We start from the raw sequence: 17,637 nt of genomic DNA, 5'->3' as shown, positions 1-17,637 counted from the left end.
TACCTATCGGAGCGGGCGGCCCGCGACAGCCGCCCGGGTGACGATCGCGGCCGCGCGGTCACGCACCGAGCCGCGGGAGCGCGGCCGGCGTCTCCGGCTCGACCACCAGGGTCGCCGGCACGGCGCCGTCGCCGGCGAGGGCCTCGGCGATCGCCTCCGGCCCGATCGGGTCCTCGGCCGCGCCGGCGGCGCCCGACGGTTCCGGCGTGATCCGGGCGGTCTCCCGGCGCGGCCCGGTCTCGGCCGCCGCCGCGTGCTCGTCGGCGACGCCGGTCACCGCCCCGGGCGCGATCAGCCCGATGGCGGCCGCGTGCTCGGCCATGGCGACGCTGTCGGCGGCGAGCACGAGGCTCGATCCGGCCCGGGCGACGGCGCCGGCGAGCCGGACGATCTCCTCCACCCGTGCGGAGCCTCGGGACACGTTGCGGATGTAGACCGCCAGCACCCGCCCGGGATTCTCCTCGACGATCTGCGCGTAGACCTCCGGGTCATGCTGGCCGCTGTCGCCGATCAGCACGAAGGGCAGGTCGCGGTAGAGGGCGAGCATGTGGCGGATCAGCGCGTGCTTGTGGTCGGTGGCCCGGCGCGGCAACGGGTGGGTCCAGGAGAGGCCCCATTCCCGCAGGAAGAGCACGGGCCCCGCCGGGATGCCGTGGCGCTGGAAGAACTCCGAGAGCATCTCGTAGAGGCCCCAGGGCGCGCGGGACACGTAGAGCATCGGGTTGCCCTCATCGCCGCCGGCGCCCGCGTGGAGGGCGCGGTAGAGGGCGGCGACGCCCGGGAAGGCGACGCGGCTCTCGGCATCCTCCACGAACAGGCGCCAGAGCATCTTGAGCTTGTTGGCGACGCCGGTGCGCATGACCGTGTCGTCGATGTCGCTGACCACGACGCAGCGGCAGCGGTCGGGCGGGATGAACACCGCGCCCTCGGCGGGGATCGGCGGATCGGCCTCGAGGCGGAGTTCGACCGCGTGCCAGTCACCCGTCTCGGCCGGAGGCGAGCGCGGGTGCAGGTGCACGCGGAAATAGCCGTCCCGGTCGGTCTCGACCCGCACGGCATCGTCGCCGAACCGGGCGGTGATGCCCGCGCCGGCGATCGTCCGCCGGGCGATGCGGCGGCGCAGGTCGCGCCACTGCGCTCGAAGGGATTCGGGATCCTCGCCGGGAATCCCCGGCGACTGCCGGAAGACGCGGCCGATGAGGAACACCTCGTCCCGTGACCCGTAGCCACGGTAGGGCTCGACCACGAGCCCGCCCCGGCCCTTGCCGCCACGCCCCTGCGCGCGGCGGACCGGCCGGGTGAGGACCCGCAGCGCCTTCGTGGCACCCCTGCGCGCGCGCGAGGACATGGCGAACGGCCGCCGTCCGGGCGCTCAGGCCTGCGGCAGTTCGGGGCTGAGCCCCATCGCGTCGAGGCCCTCCTCCAGGAGATCGCCGGCGTCGGGGCTGCCGAGCAGCTCCCGCACGGCCCCTTCGCCGGCGGCCTCGCGCTCGCGGGCGAAGCGCACCGCCTCGCTCCACTCCTCCGGCTCCATGTCGCCGCGACCGACGTAGAGGAGGGCGAGCAGCTCGGCCCGGGAATCGTCGTCGAGCCCGGCGATCAGGCCCCGGACCTCGGATTCCGTCGCGTCGTCGGTGCCGGAGACCAGGACGTCGGTGGCGCCGTCGTCGATCGGGTTCGAGCCCGAATCCGGGTCGGTGTTGCCCTCTTTCACCTCGATGGCGCGCAGCCGCATGACGATGTCGGTGACGGTCTCGACGGCGATATCCATGCGCTGATCTCCGGACGCTGACGGGGTCGGGCAAGCGGGGCCCTCAAGCCGCGACAACGGGCGAGCGGGCGCCGGGTTCGCCCCATCCCCATCGAAGGCGGGTTGCGTGGTCCGCGCCACTTTCCGGCTCCGCGACCGTGAGATAGAGGCTGCGAGACTGTTCCGACATCTGGATCGACATTGGCGATAGACGTGGTTTCTACAAAGACTGCCCGGACATCGCCTGCCGATACCGTCATTCCCTGTGCACGCGACGGCGCCTCCCGCGGCCCGGGCGGGCGCCGCTGGCGCCTCGTCGCCCTGGCGGGCCTGTCGGCCCTGGCCGGATCGGCGCTGGTCGGGACGCGGTCCGCCGAGGCCCGGTCCGCGGGCTACGAGGGCAGCGCGCCGAGCTGCTTCCTGACCGGGGGCGGCGCGCTGGAGATCTGCCGCGAGGGCTCGGAGGCCGAGGGCGTCCTCATCGCGCCGGCGCCCTGCGCCTTCGTGCGCGGCGTGCAGATCCTGCGGCTCGCCCGCTCCGAGGCGCCCGGCCCGCTCCAGGCCGTGTTCCAGGGCCAGACACCGGTGGCGTCCCGCCGGGACGAGCCGTGCCCGGAGCGGCGCGCCACCGACAGCCGCGACGGCGGCGCCCTGCGCACCGGCCGCACCTTCGAGGCCCTGGTCACGACGCTGCCGCCCTCGGCCGACCGGTTCTGGGTCGACCTGCCGGAGGAGCGCGCGCGGACGCGCGGCTGGTCCGAGCCGACGCCGTCCGCGGAGGGCATCGGCCCGCGCGACCCCATCGCCGTGACGGGCCGGACCTGGGCCGGCGAGGCCTACAGCTACGTCTTCCTGCTCGGGCAGGAGCGCGTGGGCGTCACCGGCGGCGACGCGGCCGAGCCCGAGCGCCGCGGCCGGCGTTGGCGCCGGCGGGCGGAACCGGACGCGCCGGCGACGGGCCCGGCCGACGTCCGGCGCCGCGTCCAGATCGAGGCGCGCACCCTCGACTTCCAGACCTTCGAGATCCGGACCCGCACCGCCGACGGCTACGGGCTGGCCTGGACGCCGTTCGAGGCGGGCGCCGGCCGCGGCCGGCGCGCCGACCCGCCCGTCCCCGCTGCGGTGGTCGACGAGGCGGGCAAGCCGGTCACGTCGGCCTGCACGGCGCCGGCCTTCGAGACCCACGGGCTCGCCGGCTCGATCAGCGTCGTCGACCGCACCTATCACTACGTCTACACCGACGTGCTGCCCGAGGATTGCGGCCTCGCCCCCGAGAAGCGCCGCACCGGGCTGTTCCTGCGCACCGCGCAGGACCTGTCGGGGCCGAAGGTCTGGTCGACGGCGCGCAAGCTCGCCGGGCCGCTGCCGCCCGGAACCCTCGTGCGGGTGGCCCGCGCCAAGGGCATGCCGCGCTGGGCGGTCTCCTACACGTGCCAGCGGCCCGCCAACGCCCCGGGCGGTCCGGTGGCGGATATCTGCCTGCAATACACGGCCGACATGAACCTCGACGGGATCGGCGCCCTCAAGCTCTACGCCGATCCGGTGGAGGCGGGCCGCTCCGCCGCCTATCTCGGGCTGCGCTCGGGGGGCGACGGCAGCGGCCGGTACGACCGGAGCGCGCATTTCTGGATGACCGACGCGGAGGGCAACCTCGACACGCCGGCGATCTACCCGAACAAGGCGGGCTTCCTGACCTGGCTCGACCGGCTCGCCCCGACCGCCTCCGGGCGCGACGCGTCGAGCCTCTACGGGCGGCCCGTCTACTGGGGGACGTGGACGGTGCGCCCGATCGGCGCGCAATAAGTCGCAGGAGGCGCTATATGGGCGGCCGACAAGCCGCGCGAGGCGTGCCTGACGGACCCGATGGAAACCCATATCGACCTGTGGTTCGCCGCGAGCATCGTGGCGATCTCGCTGCTGCTCTCGGCCTTCTTCGCGGGCGCGGAGACGGCCTTCACGGCCGCCTCGCGAGCCCGAATGCACGCCCTGGAGCAGGCGGGCGACCCGCGCGCCGCGATCGTCAACCGCATCCTGGCGATCCGCGAGCGCTTCATCGGCGCGATGCTGATCGGCTACAACATCGTGGCGATCGGCGCCTCGGCCTTCACCACCAGCGTGCTCACGGCGCTGTTCGGCAAGAGCGGCGTCATCTACGCGACGGTCGGCATGTCGGTGCTGGTCATCGTCTTCGCCGAGGTGCTGCCGAAGACGCTGGCGATCTCCAAACCTGACAAGGCCGCCCTGCTCACCGCCCGCCCGGTGGCCTTCGCGGTGGCGCTGATGGGCCCGCTGGCCATCGCCATCGAGCACGTCGTGCGGGTGATGCTAAAACCGTTCGGCGTCACCATCGGCGAGCACCAGTCGATCCTCACCGCCGCCGAGGAGCTGCGCGGGCAGGTGGCGCTGATGCACCGGGAGGGCGGCGTCGCCAAGGCCGAGCGCGACATGCTGGGCGGCCTCCTCGACCTGTCGGACCTGTCGGTCTCCGACGTGATGGTCCACCGCACGAAGATGCGGGCGATCGACGCCGACCAGCCCTCCGAGGACATCGTCCGGGCGGTGCTGGCCTCGCCCTACACCCGCATGCCGCTGTGGCGCGGCACGCCCGAGAACATCGTCGGCGTCCTCCACGCCAAGGACCTGCTACGGGCGCTCGACGCCGCGGGCGGCGACGCCTCCGGCCTCAAGGTCGAGGCGCTGGCCCTGGAGACGTGGTTCGTGCCGGGTACGACGTCGCTGCGCGCCCAGCTCAAGGCCTTCCTGACCAAGAAGACCCACTTCGCCCTCGTGGTCGACGAGTACGGCGAGGTGATGGGGCTCGTGACCCTGGAGGACATCCTGGAGGAGATCGTCGGCGACATCGCCGACGAGCACGACGTCACCGTCTCGGGCGTGCGCCCGCAGGGGGACGGGTCGGTGAACGTGGACGGCGGCGTGCCGATCCGCGACCTGAACCGGGCCATGGACTGGGACCTGCCCGACGAGGAGGCGACCACCATCGCCGGCCTCGTCATCCACGAGGCGCGGACCATCCCGGACCAGGGCACCGCCTTCAACTTCCACGGCTTCCGCTTCCAGGTGCTGCGGAAGGCCAAGAACCGGATCACCACGCTCCGCATCACGCCGCTGACCGCGGCGGGGCTCCAGGCGGCCGCGCTGCCGGACGCGTCGCGCGACGCGGTGTGACGGCGACCGCCGCGGCCAGGGTCCGCGCCCGCGCCGCGACGCGCGCGGAGTGGTCCTCAGCCCGGCATCGCCTCCAGCCCCTCGGCGCGGATCCAGTCGCGGGTCCGGTCCAGGGCCCGCCCGAGCCGGTCGAACAGGGCGTCGATCTCGTCCGGCGCGATGATCAGCGGCGGGCAGACGGCGACGCGGTCCCCGGCGAGCGCCCGCACGATCAGCCCCTCGCCCTGCGCGAAGGCGACGCAGCGGGCGGCCACGCCCTTCTTCGGGTCGTACTGCCGCTTGCTGGCCTTGTCGGCGACGATCTCCAGGCCGCCGATCAGCCCGAGGCCGCCGGCCTCGCCCACGATGTCGTGCCCGGCGAGCGCCGCCAGGCGGCGCTGGAACTGCGGCGCCTTCTCGGCCGCGCCCTCGATCACCCGGTCGCGGCGGTAGATCTCGATCGCCTTCAGGGCCACCGCGGCGGCCACCGGGTGCCCGGAATAGGTGGTGCCGTGGCCGAAGGTGCCGATCTTCTCGCTCTGGCCGATCAGCGCCTCGTAGAGCGGTTCGTCGATGCTCACGCCGCCGAGCGGCATGTAGGCCGAGGTCAGGGCCTTGGCGAAGGAGATCGAATCGGGCCGGGCCCCCAGCGCCTCGCTGCCGAACCACGTGCCGAGCCGGCCGAAGCCGCAGATCACCTCGTCGGCGATGAAGCGGACGTCGTACTTGGCCAGCACCGCCTGGATCGCCGCGAAGTACCCCCGCGGCGGCACGATCGCGCCACCCGCGCCCATCACCGGCTCGGCGATGAAGGCCGCGACCGTCTCCGGCCCCTCGCGCAGGATCGTCTCCTCCAGCTCGGCGGCAAGGCGCGCCGAGTAGGCCTCCTCGGTCTCGCCCGGCTCGGCGCCCCGGTAGTGGTGCGCGGGCGAGACGTGCAGGAAGCCCGGCAGCGGCAGGTCCCAGTCGGCGTGGTTCGCGGCGAGCCCGGTCATCGAGGCGCTCGCGACCGTGACGCCGTGGTAGCCCTTCTGGCGGGCGATGATCTTCTTCTTCTGCGGCCGCCCCATGGCGTTGTTGTAGTACCAAGTCAGCTTGACCTGCGTGTCGTTGGCCTCCGACCCCGAGGAGGTGAAGAAGATCTTCGAGGTCGGGACCGGCATCAGCTCCTTCAGCGTCTCGGCGAGCTCGATGCCCGGATCGTGGCTGCGGCCGGAGAACAGGTGCGTGAAGGGCATGCGCGCCATCTGCGCCCGGGCCGCCTCCACGAGCTCCGCGTTGGAGTAGCCCAGCGCCGTGCACCACAGGCCGGACATGCCCTCGATGTAGGAGCGTCCCTCGGTGTCGTAGACATGCACGCCCTCGCCCCGTTCCAGCACCAGCGGGCCGGTCTGTCGGTGCGTCGACAGGTTGGTGTAGGGATGGAGGAGGGTTTCGACGTCGCGGGTCGCGAGGTTCGAGAGCATGGTTCGCAAGGTCCTCGTGCGCGGGTGACCGCCGCCACACTACCGACCCGATGCCCCGTCAGGTAGCCCGGAGGATCCGCGTCCGGCCGTTGCCGGACGCATGCCGCCAGCGCTACTCCAGCTCCGCCCCTCGCCGCGCCCGACCGATGCTCAACCCAGAAGCCTACGTCGCCCAACCCGCCCCCGGCCGCGCCTGCGGCGCCTGCACGTTGTGCTGCAAGGTCTACGACGTGCCCGCGGTCGAGAGCGTCGCGGGCCAGTGGTGCCGCCATACGAAGGCCGGCCAGGGCTGCGCCATCCACGCCACCCGCCCGGACCATTGCCGGGCCTTCCACTGCCTCTGGATGACGGAGGGATGGCTCGGCCCGGAATGGAAGCCGGACCGCGCCAAGATGGTGCTGAGCCTCGATCCGCTCACCCGCAACATGAACGTGCAGGTCGATCCCGGACAGGCGAACGCTTGGCGGCGCGAGCCCTATTACGGGCAGCTCAGGCGCTGGGCCGTGGCCTCGGTGCCCCTGCGCCGGCACGTGCTGGTCCACGTCGACAAGAGCACCACCGTCATCCTGCCGGACCGCGACGTCAGCCTCGGGATCGTCGGCGCCGGCGAGCGCATCGTCACCACCGACCGGATGACGCCCCAGGGCCCGAGCTTCGACGTCCGGAAAGTGCCGGCCTGAACCGGGCGACCGGCCGGACCCGGGGCCGGCTCAGCGCTCGGTGCCGGAATGCCGCCGCATGACCGGGGATTCGACCACCAGGAACGTCATCTGGAACAGGATCAGCCCCGTCTGGTCCGTCACCTCGATCCGCCAATCCTCGCCGAGGGCGATGCGCTGGGCGTCCTGCCTCAGGATGTCGCCGGCGCGCCGGACGGCTTCGAGCCGGGCGGATTGCCAGTCCGGCAGCTCCGTTCCCGCGCCGTCCAAGATCGTGGATCCGTCGTGGATGTTGAAGTGATATCGCGGCATCCACACGTCCCGGTCGGGTCCAGGCGGGGGATGCGGGTACCCCTCACTCGCGGCCGTGCCGAGTCCCGTCGCCGCGATTGACGGACCCGTTACCCCACGCGCGCGGGCTCGGCCATATACGGGGTTAGAGTCGCGGCCGGGATCTCGGGACCGCGTCGCGGCGCCGACGCCATGTCGCGACGCGCGAGCCTTGCGGATCCGGCCGGTTTGCCCGAGTGATCGGCCATGACGACCGTTCACGATTTCAGCGTCTCCGCGGCCGACGGAACGCCGTACCCGCTCGCGCAGCACCGCGGTCAGGTGCTGCTCATCGTGAACACGGCCTCCCGCTGCGGCTTCACCCCGCAATACGAGGGGCTCGAGGCGCTCTGGCGCCGGCACCGGGATGCGGGCCTGACGATCCTGGGATTCCCCTGCAACCAGTTCGGCGCGCAGGAGCCGGGCGACGCCGCCGAGATCGCGAGCTTCTGCGCGCTGCGCTACGACGTGAGCTTCCCGGTGCTCGCCAAGGTCGCGGTGAACGGGTCGGGCGCCGATCCGCTCTACGCCCATCTCACCCGGGCCCGGACAGGGCTGTTCGGCACGCGGGCGGTCAAGTGGAACTTCACCAAGTTCCTGGTCGGACGCGACGGCCGGGTCATCGCCCGGTTCGCCCCAGGGACGAAGCCCGCGGCCCTGGAGGCTAAGATCCAGGCTGCCCTGGCCGAGCCAGCCTGAGCCGCGCCCGCGTCAGACCGCGTCGAGATCCGCGGCCTCGGCGGAGACCGCGCGGCGCGCGTCGATCCGTTCGCGCACGCGCAGCACCGTCCGCAGGGGCGCGATCGGGAACGGGCGCACCGACTCGCGCAGGATCCCCGCCAGGAACCGGATCTCGGCAATCTTGCGCAAGGTCAGATCGGGCGCTCCGGCGCCCTGTGCTCGGCGCTCGAGGTCCGAGAGGGCGTCGAACAGCGCGTAGCGCCCGTCGAGATCGCGGGAAAACTGTTTCGACGCAATCAGATTGGCCAGTTCGCCTTCAAAACTGCAACGGACAGGCTGATCGGAACGCATCGTCGACTCGAACACAATGTGCGTCGAACCCTAAAACAGTGTTCGCGCTTTGTCAGCCGCCGACGCGGGGCGGGCGCCGCGAATGCGGGATTGTTGCGCAATTGCATCTGCGCGACCGCGCCGGACCGCGGCCCGGGCTCAGCCGCCGGCCGCGACGAACGCGGCGGCCGCCTCGAACTCCGTCCGGCGCGCCTCGAGGCGGGCCTCCGCCTCGGCGTCGCGCCCCCAGACGGCGGCCTGATAGGTCTCGTCCACGTGGGCCGCGGCCCAGGCCTCGGCCGGTGTCAGCCGGCCCTCGAGAACAGCCAGGGCGATCAGCAGGGAGCCGGTCAGCGTCGTCAGGGTGTGCAGGCCCGCCAGCCGGAACGGGTCGGTCACCGCGTTCACCGCCGCGGAGAGCGCCTGGATCGTGTCGGCCGGCTGCGCGACGTGCATGACGCCCTCGCTCAGGATCACCCGCGCACCGAACGCGTCCCGGGCCCAGGCGAGGATCGGATCCCAGGCCTCCGCCTGGGCCGCCACGAGGCGCTCCGGATCCCCGGCGCGGTAGGCCACGAGATCGGTGCCCGCGTAGGCGCAGAGATCCGCCGCGACCTCGGCGAGGCGGGGCGTGACGCCGTCGATCGCCGTGTTGGCCAGCCGGGTCAGGGGCATCCGCGCGGGGTCGATCGCCGTGTCCTGGGCCTGCCACTCCGCCGCGACGCGCTCGGCCAGGGTCCGGCTGGGGAGACGCAGCGGGTTGCGGGCCGGCGTGTTGGCCGGACGTCCGTCCAGGGTCAGCCGGAACCCGTCGTCATCCTCGGAGAAGCCGGCTTCCTTGTAGAAGCGGTGGGGCAGGGCCGGCTTGGCGTGGCCGCGGGCGGCCCGGACCGGGTCGGGCCTGTCACCGTCGCTCGGTTGCCCGAGCCAGTCTGTCGTCTGATCGCTCATGGAGGCGAGATAGGCGCTTCCGGCCCCGCGCGCGAGCCTCCCGCGATCAGGAGCCGGTCGCGAGCCCCTCGAGGAGCAGCGCCTCCAGCGCGGCGGCACTCGGGACCACTGTCACGGCCCCGGCCCCGTAGAGCGCGTCCGGCGGATGGTAGCCCCAGGCGACCCCGACGGCCGTCGCACCGGCCGCCACGCCCATGGCGATGTCGAAGGTGGTGTCGCCGACCATCACGGTGGCCTCGGGCTCGCAGCCGGCCTCGCGGATCGCCTGCTGCAGCATGGTCGGATCCGGCTTCGACGGCGCGTCGTCGGCGCTCTGGGTCGTGGCGAACCAGTCCGCCCAGCCGTAATGCGCGATCAGCCGGTCGACACCGCGCCGCGACTTCCCGGTGGCGAGGCCGATCAGCACGTCGGAGCGCCCGTGCAGCCGGGTCAGCAGGTCGGCCATGCCGGGGAACAGGGGCTCCTCGTGGGCGGGGTCGAGCCGCAGGCGGTTGTAGGCCTGCTTGTAGCTCTCCGAGAGTTCCGCGACCGGGCCGTCCTCGCCGACGAGGCGCCGGAAGGCCTGCGGCAGCGACAGGCCGACCACCGACAGGGCCTCCCGCCGTCCGGGCGCCGGCAGGCCGTTCTCCGCGAACGCCACCTCCTGGGCCGCCACGATCAGGTGCTGGCTGTCGACGAGGGTGCCGTCGACGTCGAAGACGACGAGCCTCATCGCGACCGACGCGCCGGAAGTCGCGCCGCGAGCCGCCCCGCCGGCGCGGGTGAAAGGAGGCGTGTCCCCGTCACGGCTTCCGGCCCGGCTGGGCCGGCGCGGCCGCGGCGGGCTGGCCGCCGGGGATCCGGGTCCGCTCGTAGCCGAGCCGGCACCGGATCAGGAAGCGCCGGCGCTTGCCGCCGCGCAACCCGCGCTGATGTGAGGCGCGGTTGCAGGCCGCGTAGGAGCGCCGCCGGCGCTCCGCGCGGGCACTGTTGGCGGTGCGCGGGGCGGCCTGCGCGGGTGCCGCGCCCGGGGCGGGCGCCGGGGCCGGATGCGGGGTCGCCGTCTCGGGGGGGTGGGTGCCGTTCGCCGTCGGCGCCGCCCTGGTCGTCTCGCCCGGCGCGGCATGCGCGATCGGCCCGGTGAGGCACAGGGCGGCGAGGCAGGCCAGCATCGCGAGCTTCATGTGTCAGGGTCTCGAACCGCCGGGAACAGGCCCCGCGGCGGATCGGCGGGGCGCGGGGCAGCATATGAGGCGGCGCGGCCGGTTGCCAAGGCATGCGCCGCGCGGGACGCCCGGACCGCACCCGACTTTCACCGGAGATGCCGGGGCGCTGACGGGCGCTCGCGTGACGGTTATCTGGGGGACGGGAAGGGTGATCCGGCGATGAACCTCGTGCTGCTGCCCGGCTTCATGACCGATGCCGACCTCTGGTCGGACGTGGTCGCGCGCCTCGCCGAGGTGGGTCCGATCACGCACGGCGACCTCGCGCGGGACGCCGCCATCGCCGACATGGCGCGCCGCGTCGCCGCGGAGGCGCCGCCGCGCTTCGGGCTCGTGGGCTTCTCCATGGGCGGCTACGTCGCCCGCGCGGTCGCCCGGCTCGTGCCGGACCAGGTGGAGGCGCTGGTCCTCGTCGCCACCTCGTCGCGGGCCGACATGCCGGCCCAGGCGCGCCGGAAGGCCGCCGCGGTCGCCCATGTCCGCCAGCAGGGCTACCGGGGCCTCAGCCGGTCGGCGATCCTCCAGTCGGTGCACCCGGACCGCGCCGGCGACGGCGCCCTCCTGAGCCGGATCCGGCAGATGGGCGACCGGCTCGGCGGAGAGGTCTTCCTGCGCCAGGCCGGGCAGGCGCGCGAATCCGATGGCGACCGCCTCGGCGCGATCGGCTGCCCGACCCTGGTCGTGGCGGCGGCCCAGGACGCCCTGCGCAGCCTCGACGAGGCGCGGGAGCTCCGCGACGGCATCCCGGGCGCGACGCTGAGGGTGATCGACGGGTCGGGCCACATGCTGCCGCTCGAGGCCCCGGACGCGCTGGCGGACGCGATCGTGCCCTGGCTGCGGGCTCAGGCCTCCGGAGCCTCGACGATCGGGTCGTAGCGGGCGGCGTCGAAGCCCAGGAGGTTCCAGCTCTGCGCCATGTGGGGCGGGAGCGGCGCGCTCACGTCGACCGGCTTGCCGGTCCGCGGGTGCGGGATGACGATCCGCCGGGCGAGCAGGTGGAGGCGGTTCTGGATGCCGCCCGGCAGCTCCCAGTTCTCGACGGAGAAGTATTTCGGGTCGCCCACGATCGGGTGGCCGATATGGGCCGCGTGGGCGCGCAGCTGGTGCGTGCGGCCGGTGACCGGCTTGAACGACAGCCAGGACAGCTTCTGGGCCGCCTGATCGACCATCGCGTAGTAGGTCAGCGCGTGGCTCGCGCCCTCGTCGCCGTGCTTGGCGACCCGCATCCGCGCATCGGCGTCGGTGGGCTCCTCCTTGGCGAGGTAGGTCGAGACGCGCCCCTGCCGGACCCGCGGCACGCCCGCGGTGAGCGCCCAGTAGATCTTCCGCGCCGCCCGGGACCGGAAGCTCTTGGCCAGCGTCGCGGCGGCGAGCCGGGTCTTGGCGATGATCAGGCACCCGGCCGTGTCCTTGTCCAGCCGGTGGACGAGGCGCGGCTTCTGGCCGTCCGGACCCGTGAGGGCGGCGAGCAGGCCGTCCACGTGCCGGACCGTCCCCGAACCGCCCTGGACCGCGAGGCCGAAGGGCTTGTTGAGGATCATCATGTCGGCATCCTCGTAGAGGATCAGCGACCGGATGAAGGCGGCGTCGTCCTGCTCGCGGGCGGCGCTGCGCGGCCGCTCGGTGGGCTGGTCGAGGCGCAGCGGCGGCACGCGCACGCTCATGCCCGGCTCCAGCCGGTCGTTCGGCTTGGCGCGCTTGCCGTCGACCCGCAACTCGCCCTTGCGGACGATGGTCTGCACGCGGGTGAAGGGCAGCAGCGGGAAGCGGGCGGTGAGGAAGCGGTCGATCCGCATCCCGGCCTCGTCCGGCTCGACGGTCAGGGTCTGCACGCCGGAGGCGAGGGTCGCGGAGGCGGCGGCGCGCTGCTCGCGCCGGGTCGGACCGGGCGCGGGGGCAGAGGCGAGGGCCGGGGAGGGGGCCGCCGAGCGCCTGGCCGGCGGCTGGCCGCCGGGCTTGCCCGCCGCGGCGTCGCGCGGTGCGGCGGCGTCGCGGCGCGGCTTCGGCGGCCGGGCCGGCGTCGGGGCCGCAGCGGCCTGCGCGCCCCAGGGATCGCGGGTGCCGGCATCCTCGCCGCGGTTGCGGGCCGCGCGCTCGGCGGCGTCGCGGGCGCTGGTGCGCGGGCCCGTGCGGGCGCGGCCGTCGGCCTGGGCCTTGCCGCCCCTGAACTTGCTGGCGCTGGACTTGCCGGCCTGAGGCTTGCGCCCCGTCGGCCCGCCGCTTCTGGGAGGTCGTATCGTCATGCTTCCGCCGGCACCCGTCTCCGCGTCGGACGGAGCGTCCGGGCGCATGGGCCGCGGCGTCGCGGACGTCCGGACCGATGGGATTGCCCGGCTGTAGCATCGCCCGCGCCGAGCGGCAAAGGCGGTGGGCCGGCCCGGTCCGTCAGGGCTCCGCGCGCCACGCGTCGCGGAGGCGGGCCTTCAGGCCGGCGGGGAAGAGGTCGGGACCGCCCGGCACGTCGAGCCCGTCCAGATCGCACCACCGCGCCACGCAGGCGGTGCCGGAATCCTCGTGGAACACGAAGCGCTCCTGCCCGTCGAACCGCCCCGGCGGCAGGGCGACGGGGAACAGGAACAGCACCTCGTGCCCGACCTGCCCCTCGTGCGTGAAGATGTTCTCCATGACGCGGGGGCCGCCGAGCACCGAGACGGTGACGCCGAGCTCCTCCCGGAACTCCCGGATCAGGGCGTCCTCGACCCGCTCGCCGAACGCGACGCTGCCGCCGAGCGGCCGGACGCCTTTCAGCCGCCCGTCATCCGCGCGGACCTCGGCCACGAGCAGGCTGTTGCCGCGCCGGGGCAGACCCAGTGCCTTCACGCGAATCTCCGCAGGGGGCCGCCAGACCGTCATCCCGCAGGGGCTAGCCCGTCGTCGGCGAGGCCGCAACGGACCGGCGCACAGCGCGCCGATCCACGGCAACAACCGGACACACGGTTGACGCCCGCCCCCGCTACGGCCAAGCTGTGTTCGACGGTTCCCCTTGGGGATCAAAAGGGAACGCGGTGAGGGGTTCGCCCCGAAGCCGCGGCTGCCCCCGCAACTGTAAGCGGCGAGCCCTTCACCACCACGTCACTGGGTCACCCCGGGAAGACGGTGCGAGGGCGGCGACCCGCGAGCCAGGAGACCTGCCGTCAGCCGTGGTCACACGCGAAACGCGCCGGGCGGGGTGTCCTGGCGGGTGTCGAGGCGCCGCCAGTCCCGAGGGGAGGCGGCCGCCGAGGCCTCGTTCGCGGTGACGTGCCACAGCAAGCGCGCCCGCGACGCCGTTCCCCATGCCCGTCTCCGCCGTCCCGAACCCCTCGAGCCCTGTCGCAGGACGCCGTCGCGCGCCCGCACGGGCAGAGGCTACCGGACAGCGCGCGCATTGTAATGTTATTACAATGCCTGTAGGACGCGGGGGCCGGCGCGCGCCGTGCACGGACCGCTTTCCCCATGTCTTCATCGACCCATCGCTCCTGCCTCGGCGGGCGGGCCCCGCTCTGCGGCGTTCTCCTCGCGCTCCTCGCCAGTCCGGCCGCCGCACAGGAGGCGGTCACGCTGGATGAGCTGTCGGTCGCGGGCGCGGGCGGCGACCCGGGCCGCCTGCCGCCGAATGGCCTCAACCTGCGCACCCCCGACCGGACCGCGAGCCGCCTCGGCCTGACGCCGCTGGAGACGCCGGCCAGCCTCGACATCGTGTCGGGCGAGACCGCGCGGCTGCGCGGCCAGGACACGATCGCCGAGGCCGTGACCCAGGACGCGACCGGCATCACCACCATCGCGGCGCCCGGCAACGGCAACGGCGCGTTCACGTCCCGCGGCTTCGCCGGCCCGAACTCGATCCAGCAGCTCTACGACGGCACGCGCTTCTACGTCGGCGCCAACACCGTGACCTTCCCGTTCGACACGTGGAACGTCGAGCGGATCGAGGTGCTGCGCGGGCCGTCCTCGGTGCTCTACGGCGACGGCGCCATCGGCGGCGTCATCAACGTGGTGCCCAAGAAGCCGGTCTTCGTGCCGATCAACGCCGCCCGCGCGGTGATCGGCACCGACGGGGTCGCGCGGCTCGCCCTCGATTCCGGTGGCCCGCTGGGGCAGGCGGAGTACGGCGACACCTTCGCGTACCGCCTCAACGTCAGCGGCAATCGCGCCGACGGCTGGATGCGGCCGGAGGGCGATTTCCGCAACCTCGCGGTCTCCGCCGCCCTGCTGTTCCGGCCGAGCGCCGACCTCGCCTTCACCCTGAGCCACGATCTCGGCTACCAGGAGCCCGCCCGCTACTGGGGCACCCCGTTGGTCGAGGGACGGATCCCGGATCTCATCCGGTTCAACAACTACAACGTCCGCGACGCGAAGATCACCTGGGCCGACAACTGGACCCAGCTCAAGACCGAGTGGTCCCCCTCGGCCGACATCACGATCCGCAACACCGCCTACCGGCTGACCAGCCGGCGCCACTGGCTCGACGTCGAGCAGTACAGCTACAACCGCGGCACCGGGCTCGTGGACCGGGGCGAATACCTGGAGATCTACCACAGTCAGGAGCAGGTCGGAGACCGCCTCGACGCGACGTTCCGGGGCAGCCTGTTCGGGCTGCCGAACCAGTTCGTGGCCGGCTTCGACGTGAATCACATCGACTTCCGCCACACCAACAACTTCTATTTCGACCAGACGACGAGCGTGCCGCTCACCGGCTACGATCCGAGCCTCTTCCCGCAGAACGGCCGGGCGCGCCCGGCCTACGCGACACAGACGAGCCAGGCCTCGGTCTTCGCCGAGGACCGGCTGATCCTGTCGGACAAGCTGTCGTTCCTCACCGGCGTGCGCCTCGACGTGCCGACGCTGAACCGCGAGGACCTGCAGACGGGATCGCGGTTCGAGAAGACCTATCGGGCGCTCGGCTACCGGTTCGGCCTCGTCTACAACCCGACGCCGGACAGCGCGCTCTACGCCCAGTACAGCTTCGCCACCGACCCGGTGAACAGCCTGATCACGCTGTCGCAGTCGCTGGCGGGCTTCAAGCTCGCGACCGGCGATCAGGTCGAGATCGGCGCCAAGGGTCTGGCCTTCGACGGCGCCCTCGAATGGACCGTCGCGGGCTACCGGATCGTCAAGGACAACCTGATCTCGGCGATCCCCGGCCAGCCGACGCTGTCCACGCAGGTGGGGAGCCAGTCCTCGCAGGGCTTCGAGCTGGCGCTCGGCTGGCGCTTCGCGCCGGGCTGGCGGCTCGACGGCAACCTCGCGCTCCTCCACGCGCAGTACGACCGGTTCGACCAGACGGTGAACGGCGCCACCGTCTCGTATGCCGGCAACCAGCCGATCGACGTGCCCGAGCGCGTGGCCAATCTCTGGCTGACCTGGGACGTCACCCGCGACTGGACCGCGCGGGTCGGACTGCAGAACGTCGGGCAGGTCTACAGCGACTTCGGCAACACAGCGCGGCGCCCCGCCTACAACCTCGTCAACGCGGTCCTGGACCATCAGGTGACGGCGGATTCGCGCCTGTCCGTGCGGGTCTACAACCTGTTCGACAAGGTCTACGCGATCTCGGGCAACGCCGTGAACGGGGTCGGGACCAACTGGCTGCTCGGGCGCCCGCGCTCGGTCGAGGTCGCCTACACGGTGACGTGGTGAGCCTGCCGCGCCGGCTCGGCAAGGCGGGACGGCGCTGGCTGCTCCTGTTCCACCGCTGGGCCGGGATCGCCGCGGGGCTGTTCTTCGCGCTGTGGATCGGCTCCGGGCTGGTGATGCTCTACGTGCCGTTCCCGGCGCTCACCGAGGCCGAGCGGCTGTCGCGGCTCACCCCGATCGTCTGGGATCAGGTCGCGGTCGCGCCGGACGACGCGCTCCGCGCCGGCGGGCTCGCCGGCGTGCTGGCCGCCTTCGGCCTGGAGATGCGGGGCGACGAGCCGGTCTACCGGATCGCCGGCCACGACGGCGCCCGGGTGACGGTCTCGGCACGGACCGGCGCGCGGCTCGGCCCGCTGACACCCGCAGACGCGCTGCGTGTCGCGGCCGGTGGTGCTCCGGCTGCGCAGGCCGAGCTGGTCGCGCGCGACCAGTGGACCGTCACGGCCCGCTACGACCCGCTCCGGCCCTTCCTGAAGGTGGCCCTCGGCGACGCCGCGGGGACCGAGCTCTACGTGTCTGCGGTGACCGGCGAGATCGCCCTCGACACGACACGCTTCGAGCGGGGCTGGAACTGGGTGGGTTCGGTGGCGCACTGGATCTACCTCACGCCGCTGCGGGCCCGGCCGGAGCTGTGGCGGACGATCCTGTTGTGGCTCTCCGGTTTCGCCGCCCTCGGCGCGCTGAGTGGAGGCGCGATCGGGATCTGGCGCCTGCGCCTTCGGCGGCGCTACGCGGCCGGGGCGGTCACGCCCTATCGCGGGCTGGCGCGCTGGCACCACCTGCTCGGCCTCGCGGGGGGCCTCGGCTTGAGCACGTTCATCGTCAGCGGCTGGATCTCCATGAACCCGAACCGCTGGTTCAGCGCGACCAGCCCGCCGGTAGCGTTGCGCGCCGCCTATGCCGGAATCCCGCCGGCGCTCGGCCTCGATCCGCACCGGCTCCGCGATGGCGCCGTGCCGGATACGCGCACCCTGCGCTTCGCCGCCATCGGCGGACGCTGGTGGATCGTCGCCGAGACGGCGGACGGCCTCCGGACGGTCGCAGCGGACGGCGCGACCGCCCTCGACGCGCGCAGCATCGCGACGGCCGCGGCAGACGGTCTCGCGGACGGTCCCCTCCGGTCGATCCGCCCGTTATACGCCTACGACGCCTACTGGTATCCCCACGGGGCCAACCCACGGCCGCTTCCGGTGCTGCGCCTGCGCTTCGGCGACGCGGCCGCCACGTGGCTCCACGTCGATCCCCGGGACGGCACGATCCTCCAGCGCCTGGACCGCTCGGGCCGGATCAACCGCTGGCTGTTCAACGCCGCGCACCGGCTCGACCTGCCGGGGCTCACCGGCAACCGCCCCCTGCACGATACGGCCCAGTGGGTCCTGAATCTCCTGGCGGCGGGCATCGCGGTCACCGGGATCGTGGCGGGCTGGCGCAGGCTGCGTCGGACGCTGTCCGCCTGAGGTCGGTTTCAGCGTGTGCTGTCGAGCGGT

General features: G+C 73.2%; 17 protein-coding genes and 1 riboswitch. Of the genes, 7 read left to right on the top strand and 10 right to left on the bottom strand.

Annotated features, from left to right (window positions below):
- Positions 1 to 58: 58 nt before the first annotated feature.
- Both LXM90_RS19400 and LXM90_RS19395 read right to left on the bottom strand, forming a co-directional pair.
- On the bottom strand, positions 59 to 1,348 hold the full coding sequence (locus tag LXM90_RS19400) for an App1 family protein (RefSeq protein ID WP_020093650.1): 1,290 nt from the start codon (positions 1,346 to 1,348) through the stop codon (positions 59 to 61).
- A gap of 24 nt (positions 1,349 to 1,372) precedes the next feature.
- A complete protein-coding gene (locus LXM90_RS19395) occupies positions 1,373 to 1,771 on the bottom strand; it encodes a DUF3775 domain-containing protein (protein WP_091979449.1) in 399 nt (132 codons plus the stop codon).
- Positions 1,772 to 1,963: 192 nt separating this feature from the next.
- Between LXM90_RS19395 and LXM90_RS19390 the strand changes: the two genes are divergently transcribed.
- Together LXM90_RS19390 and LXM90_RS19385 are read left to right on the top strand one after the other, a co-directional pair.
- A complete protein-coding gene (locus LXM90_RS19390; RefSeq protein ID WP_234081012.1) occupies positions 1,964 to 3,553 on the top strand; it encodes a hypothetical protein in 1,590 nt (529 codons plus the stop codon).
- Between the two features lie 60 nt (positions 3,554 to 3,613).
- Complete coding sequence (locus LXM90_RS19385) at positions 3,614 to 4,936, top strand: HlyC/CorC family transporter (RefSeq protein ID WP_020093653.1); 1,323 nt, start codon at positions 3,614 to 3,616, stop codon at positions 4,934 to 4,936.
- Positions 4,937 to 4,992: 56 nt separating this feature from the next.
- Here the strand turns inward: LXM90_RS19385 and LXM90_RS19380 are convergent, their stop codons facing one another.
- The gene (locus tag LXM90_RS19380; RefSeq protein WP_234081011.1) at positions 4,993 to 6,381 is read right to left on the bottom strand and encodes an aminotransferase; all 1,389 of its coding nucleotides are present in this window, start codon (positions 6,379 to 6,381) and stop codon (positions 4,993 to 4,995) included.
- Positions 6,382 to 6,527: 146 nt separating this feature from the next.
- On the opposite strand from LXM90_RS19380, the gene LXM90_RS19375 reads away from it, so the two are divergent.
- Positions 6,528 to 7,061 carry a hypothetical protein gene (locus LXM90_RS19375; RefSeq protein ID WP_020093655.1) on the top strand — a complete coding sequence of 178 codons (534 nt, stop codon included), beginning with the start codon at positions 6,528 to 6,530 and terminating at the stop codon, positions 7,059 to 7,061.
- Positions 7,062 to 7,091: 30 nt separating this feature from the next.
- Here the strand turns inward: LXM90_RS19375 and LXM90_RS19370 are convergent, their stop codons facing one another.
- Positions 7,092 to 7,352 carry a DUF6894 family protein gene (locus LXM90_RS19370; RefSeq protein WP_020093656.1) on the bottom strand — a complete coding sequence of 87 codons (261 nt, stop codon included), beginning with the start codon at positions 7,350 to 7,352 and terminating at the stop codon, positions 7,092 to 7,094.
- A 225-nt stretch (positions 7,353 to 7,577) separates the two neighbouring features.
- On the opposite strand from LXM90_RS19370, the gene LXM90_RS19365 reads away from it, so the two are divergent.
- On the top strand, positions 7,578 to 8,069 hold the full coding sequence (locus LXM90_RS19365; RefSeq protein ID WP_091681331.1) for a glutathione peroxidase: 492 nt from the start codon (positions 7,578 to 7,580) through the stop codon (positions 8,067 to 8,069).
- Between the two features lie 12 nt (positions 8,070 to 8,081).
- Here LXM90_RS19365 and LXM90_RS19360 read toward each other — a convergent pair whose 3' ends face one another.
- From LXM90_RS19360 to LXM90_RS19345, 4 genes are all read right to left on the bottom strand, one after another.
- Complete coding sequence (locus tag LXM90_RS19360; protein WP_132366861.1) at positions 8,082 to 8,402, bottom strand: hypothetical protein; 321 nt, start codon at positions 8,400 to 8,402, stop codon at positions 8,082 to 8,084.
- A gap of 138 nt (positions 8,403 to 8,540) precedes the next feature.
- Positions 8,541 to 9,332 (bottom strand): ATP12 family chaperone protein, encoded by a 792-nt coding sequence (locus tag LXM90_RS19355; protein WP_020093659.1) that lies wholly within the window; start codon positions 9,330 to 9,332, stop codon positions 8,541 to 8,543.
- 46 nt (positions 9,333 to 9,378) lie between these two features.
- A complete protein-coding gene (locus tag LXM90_RS19350; protein ID WP_020093660.1) occupies positions 9,379 to 10,044 on the bottom strand; it encodes an HAD-IA family hydrolase in 666 nt (221 codons plus the stop codon).
- Positions 10,045 to 10,114: 70 nt separating this feature from the next.
- Positions 10,115 to 10,495 carry a hypothetical protein gene (locus LXM90_RS19345; RefSeq protein ID WP_020093661.1) on the bottom strand — a complete coding sequence of 127 codons (381 nt, stop codon included), beginning with the start codon at positions 10,493 to 10,495 and terminating at the stop codon, positions 10,115 to 10,117.
- A gap of 201 nt (positions 10,496 to 10,696) precedes the next feature.
- Between LXM90_RS19345 and LXM90_RS19340 the strand changes: the two genes are divergently transcribed.
- Positions 10,697 to 11,410, top strand: a complete 714-nt coding sequence (locus LXM90_RS19340) for an alpha/beta fold hydrolase (RefSeq protein WP_234081010.1) — start codon at positions 10,697 to 10,699, stop codon at positions 11,408 to 11,410.
- On the opposite strand, the gene LXM90_RS19335 is transcribed toward LXM90_RS19340, so the two are convergent.
- Together LXM90_RS19335 and LXM90_RS19330 are read right to left on the bottom strand one after the other, a co-directional pair.
- Positions 11,377 to 12,777 carry an RluA family pseudouridine synthase gene (locus LXM90_RS19335; protein WP_234081009.1) on the bottom strand — a complete coding sequence of 467 codons (1,401 nt, stop codon included), beginning with the start codon at positions 12,775 to 12,777 and terminating at the stop codon, positions 11,377 to 11,379. The genes LXM90_RS19340 and LXM90_RS19335 overlap by 34 nt on opposite strands.
- A gap of 142 nt (positions 12,778 to 12,919) precedes the next feature.
- Positions 12,920 to 13,354 carry an NUDIX hydrolase gene (locus LXM90_RS19330; protein WP_419149836.1) on the bottom strand — a complete coding sequence of 145 codons (435 nt, stop codon included), beginning with the start codon at positions 13,352 to 13,354 and terminating at the stop codon, positions 12,920 to 12,922.
- Positions 13,355 to 13,491: 137 nt separating this feature from the next.
- Positions 13,492 to 13,685: riboswitch (cobalamin riboswitch) on the top strand.
- A gap of 284 nt (positions 13,686 to 13,969) precedes the next feature.
- Between LXM90_RS19330 and LXM90_RS19325 the strand changes: the two genes are divergently transcribed.
- Positions 13,970 to 16,153: a TonB-dependent receptor gene (locus LXM90_RS19325; RefSeq protein WP_234081008.1), complete on the top strand. Its 2,184-nt coding sequence runs from the start codon at positions 13,970 to 13,972 to the stop codon at positions 16,151 to 16,153.
- Positions 16,147 to 17,607, top strand: a complete 1,461-nt coding sequence (locus LXM90_RS19320) for a PepSY domain-containing protein (RefSeq protein WP_234081007.1) — start codon at positions 16,147 to 16,149, stop codon at positions 17,605 to 17,607. Before LXM90_RS19325 ends, LXM90_RS19320 begins: the two co-directional genes overlap by 7 nt.
- The last annotated feature ends 30 nt before the right edge of the window (positions 17,608 to 17,637 follow it).

Origin of the sequence: Methylobacterium oryzae, assembly GCF_021398735.1 — a bacterium.
Lineage (GTDB): Bacteria > Pseudomonadota > Alphaproteobacteria > Rhizobiales > Beijerinckiaceae > Methylobacterium.
Note: the sequence above shows the minus strand (reverse complement) of the source record. Positions and strands in the feature narration are given on the sequence as shown.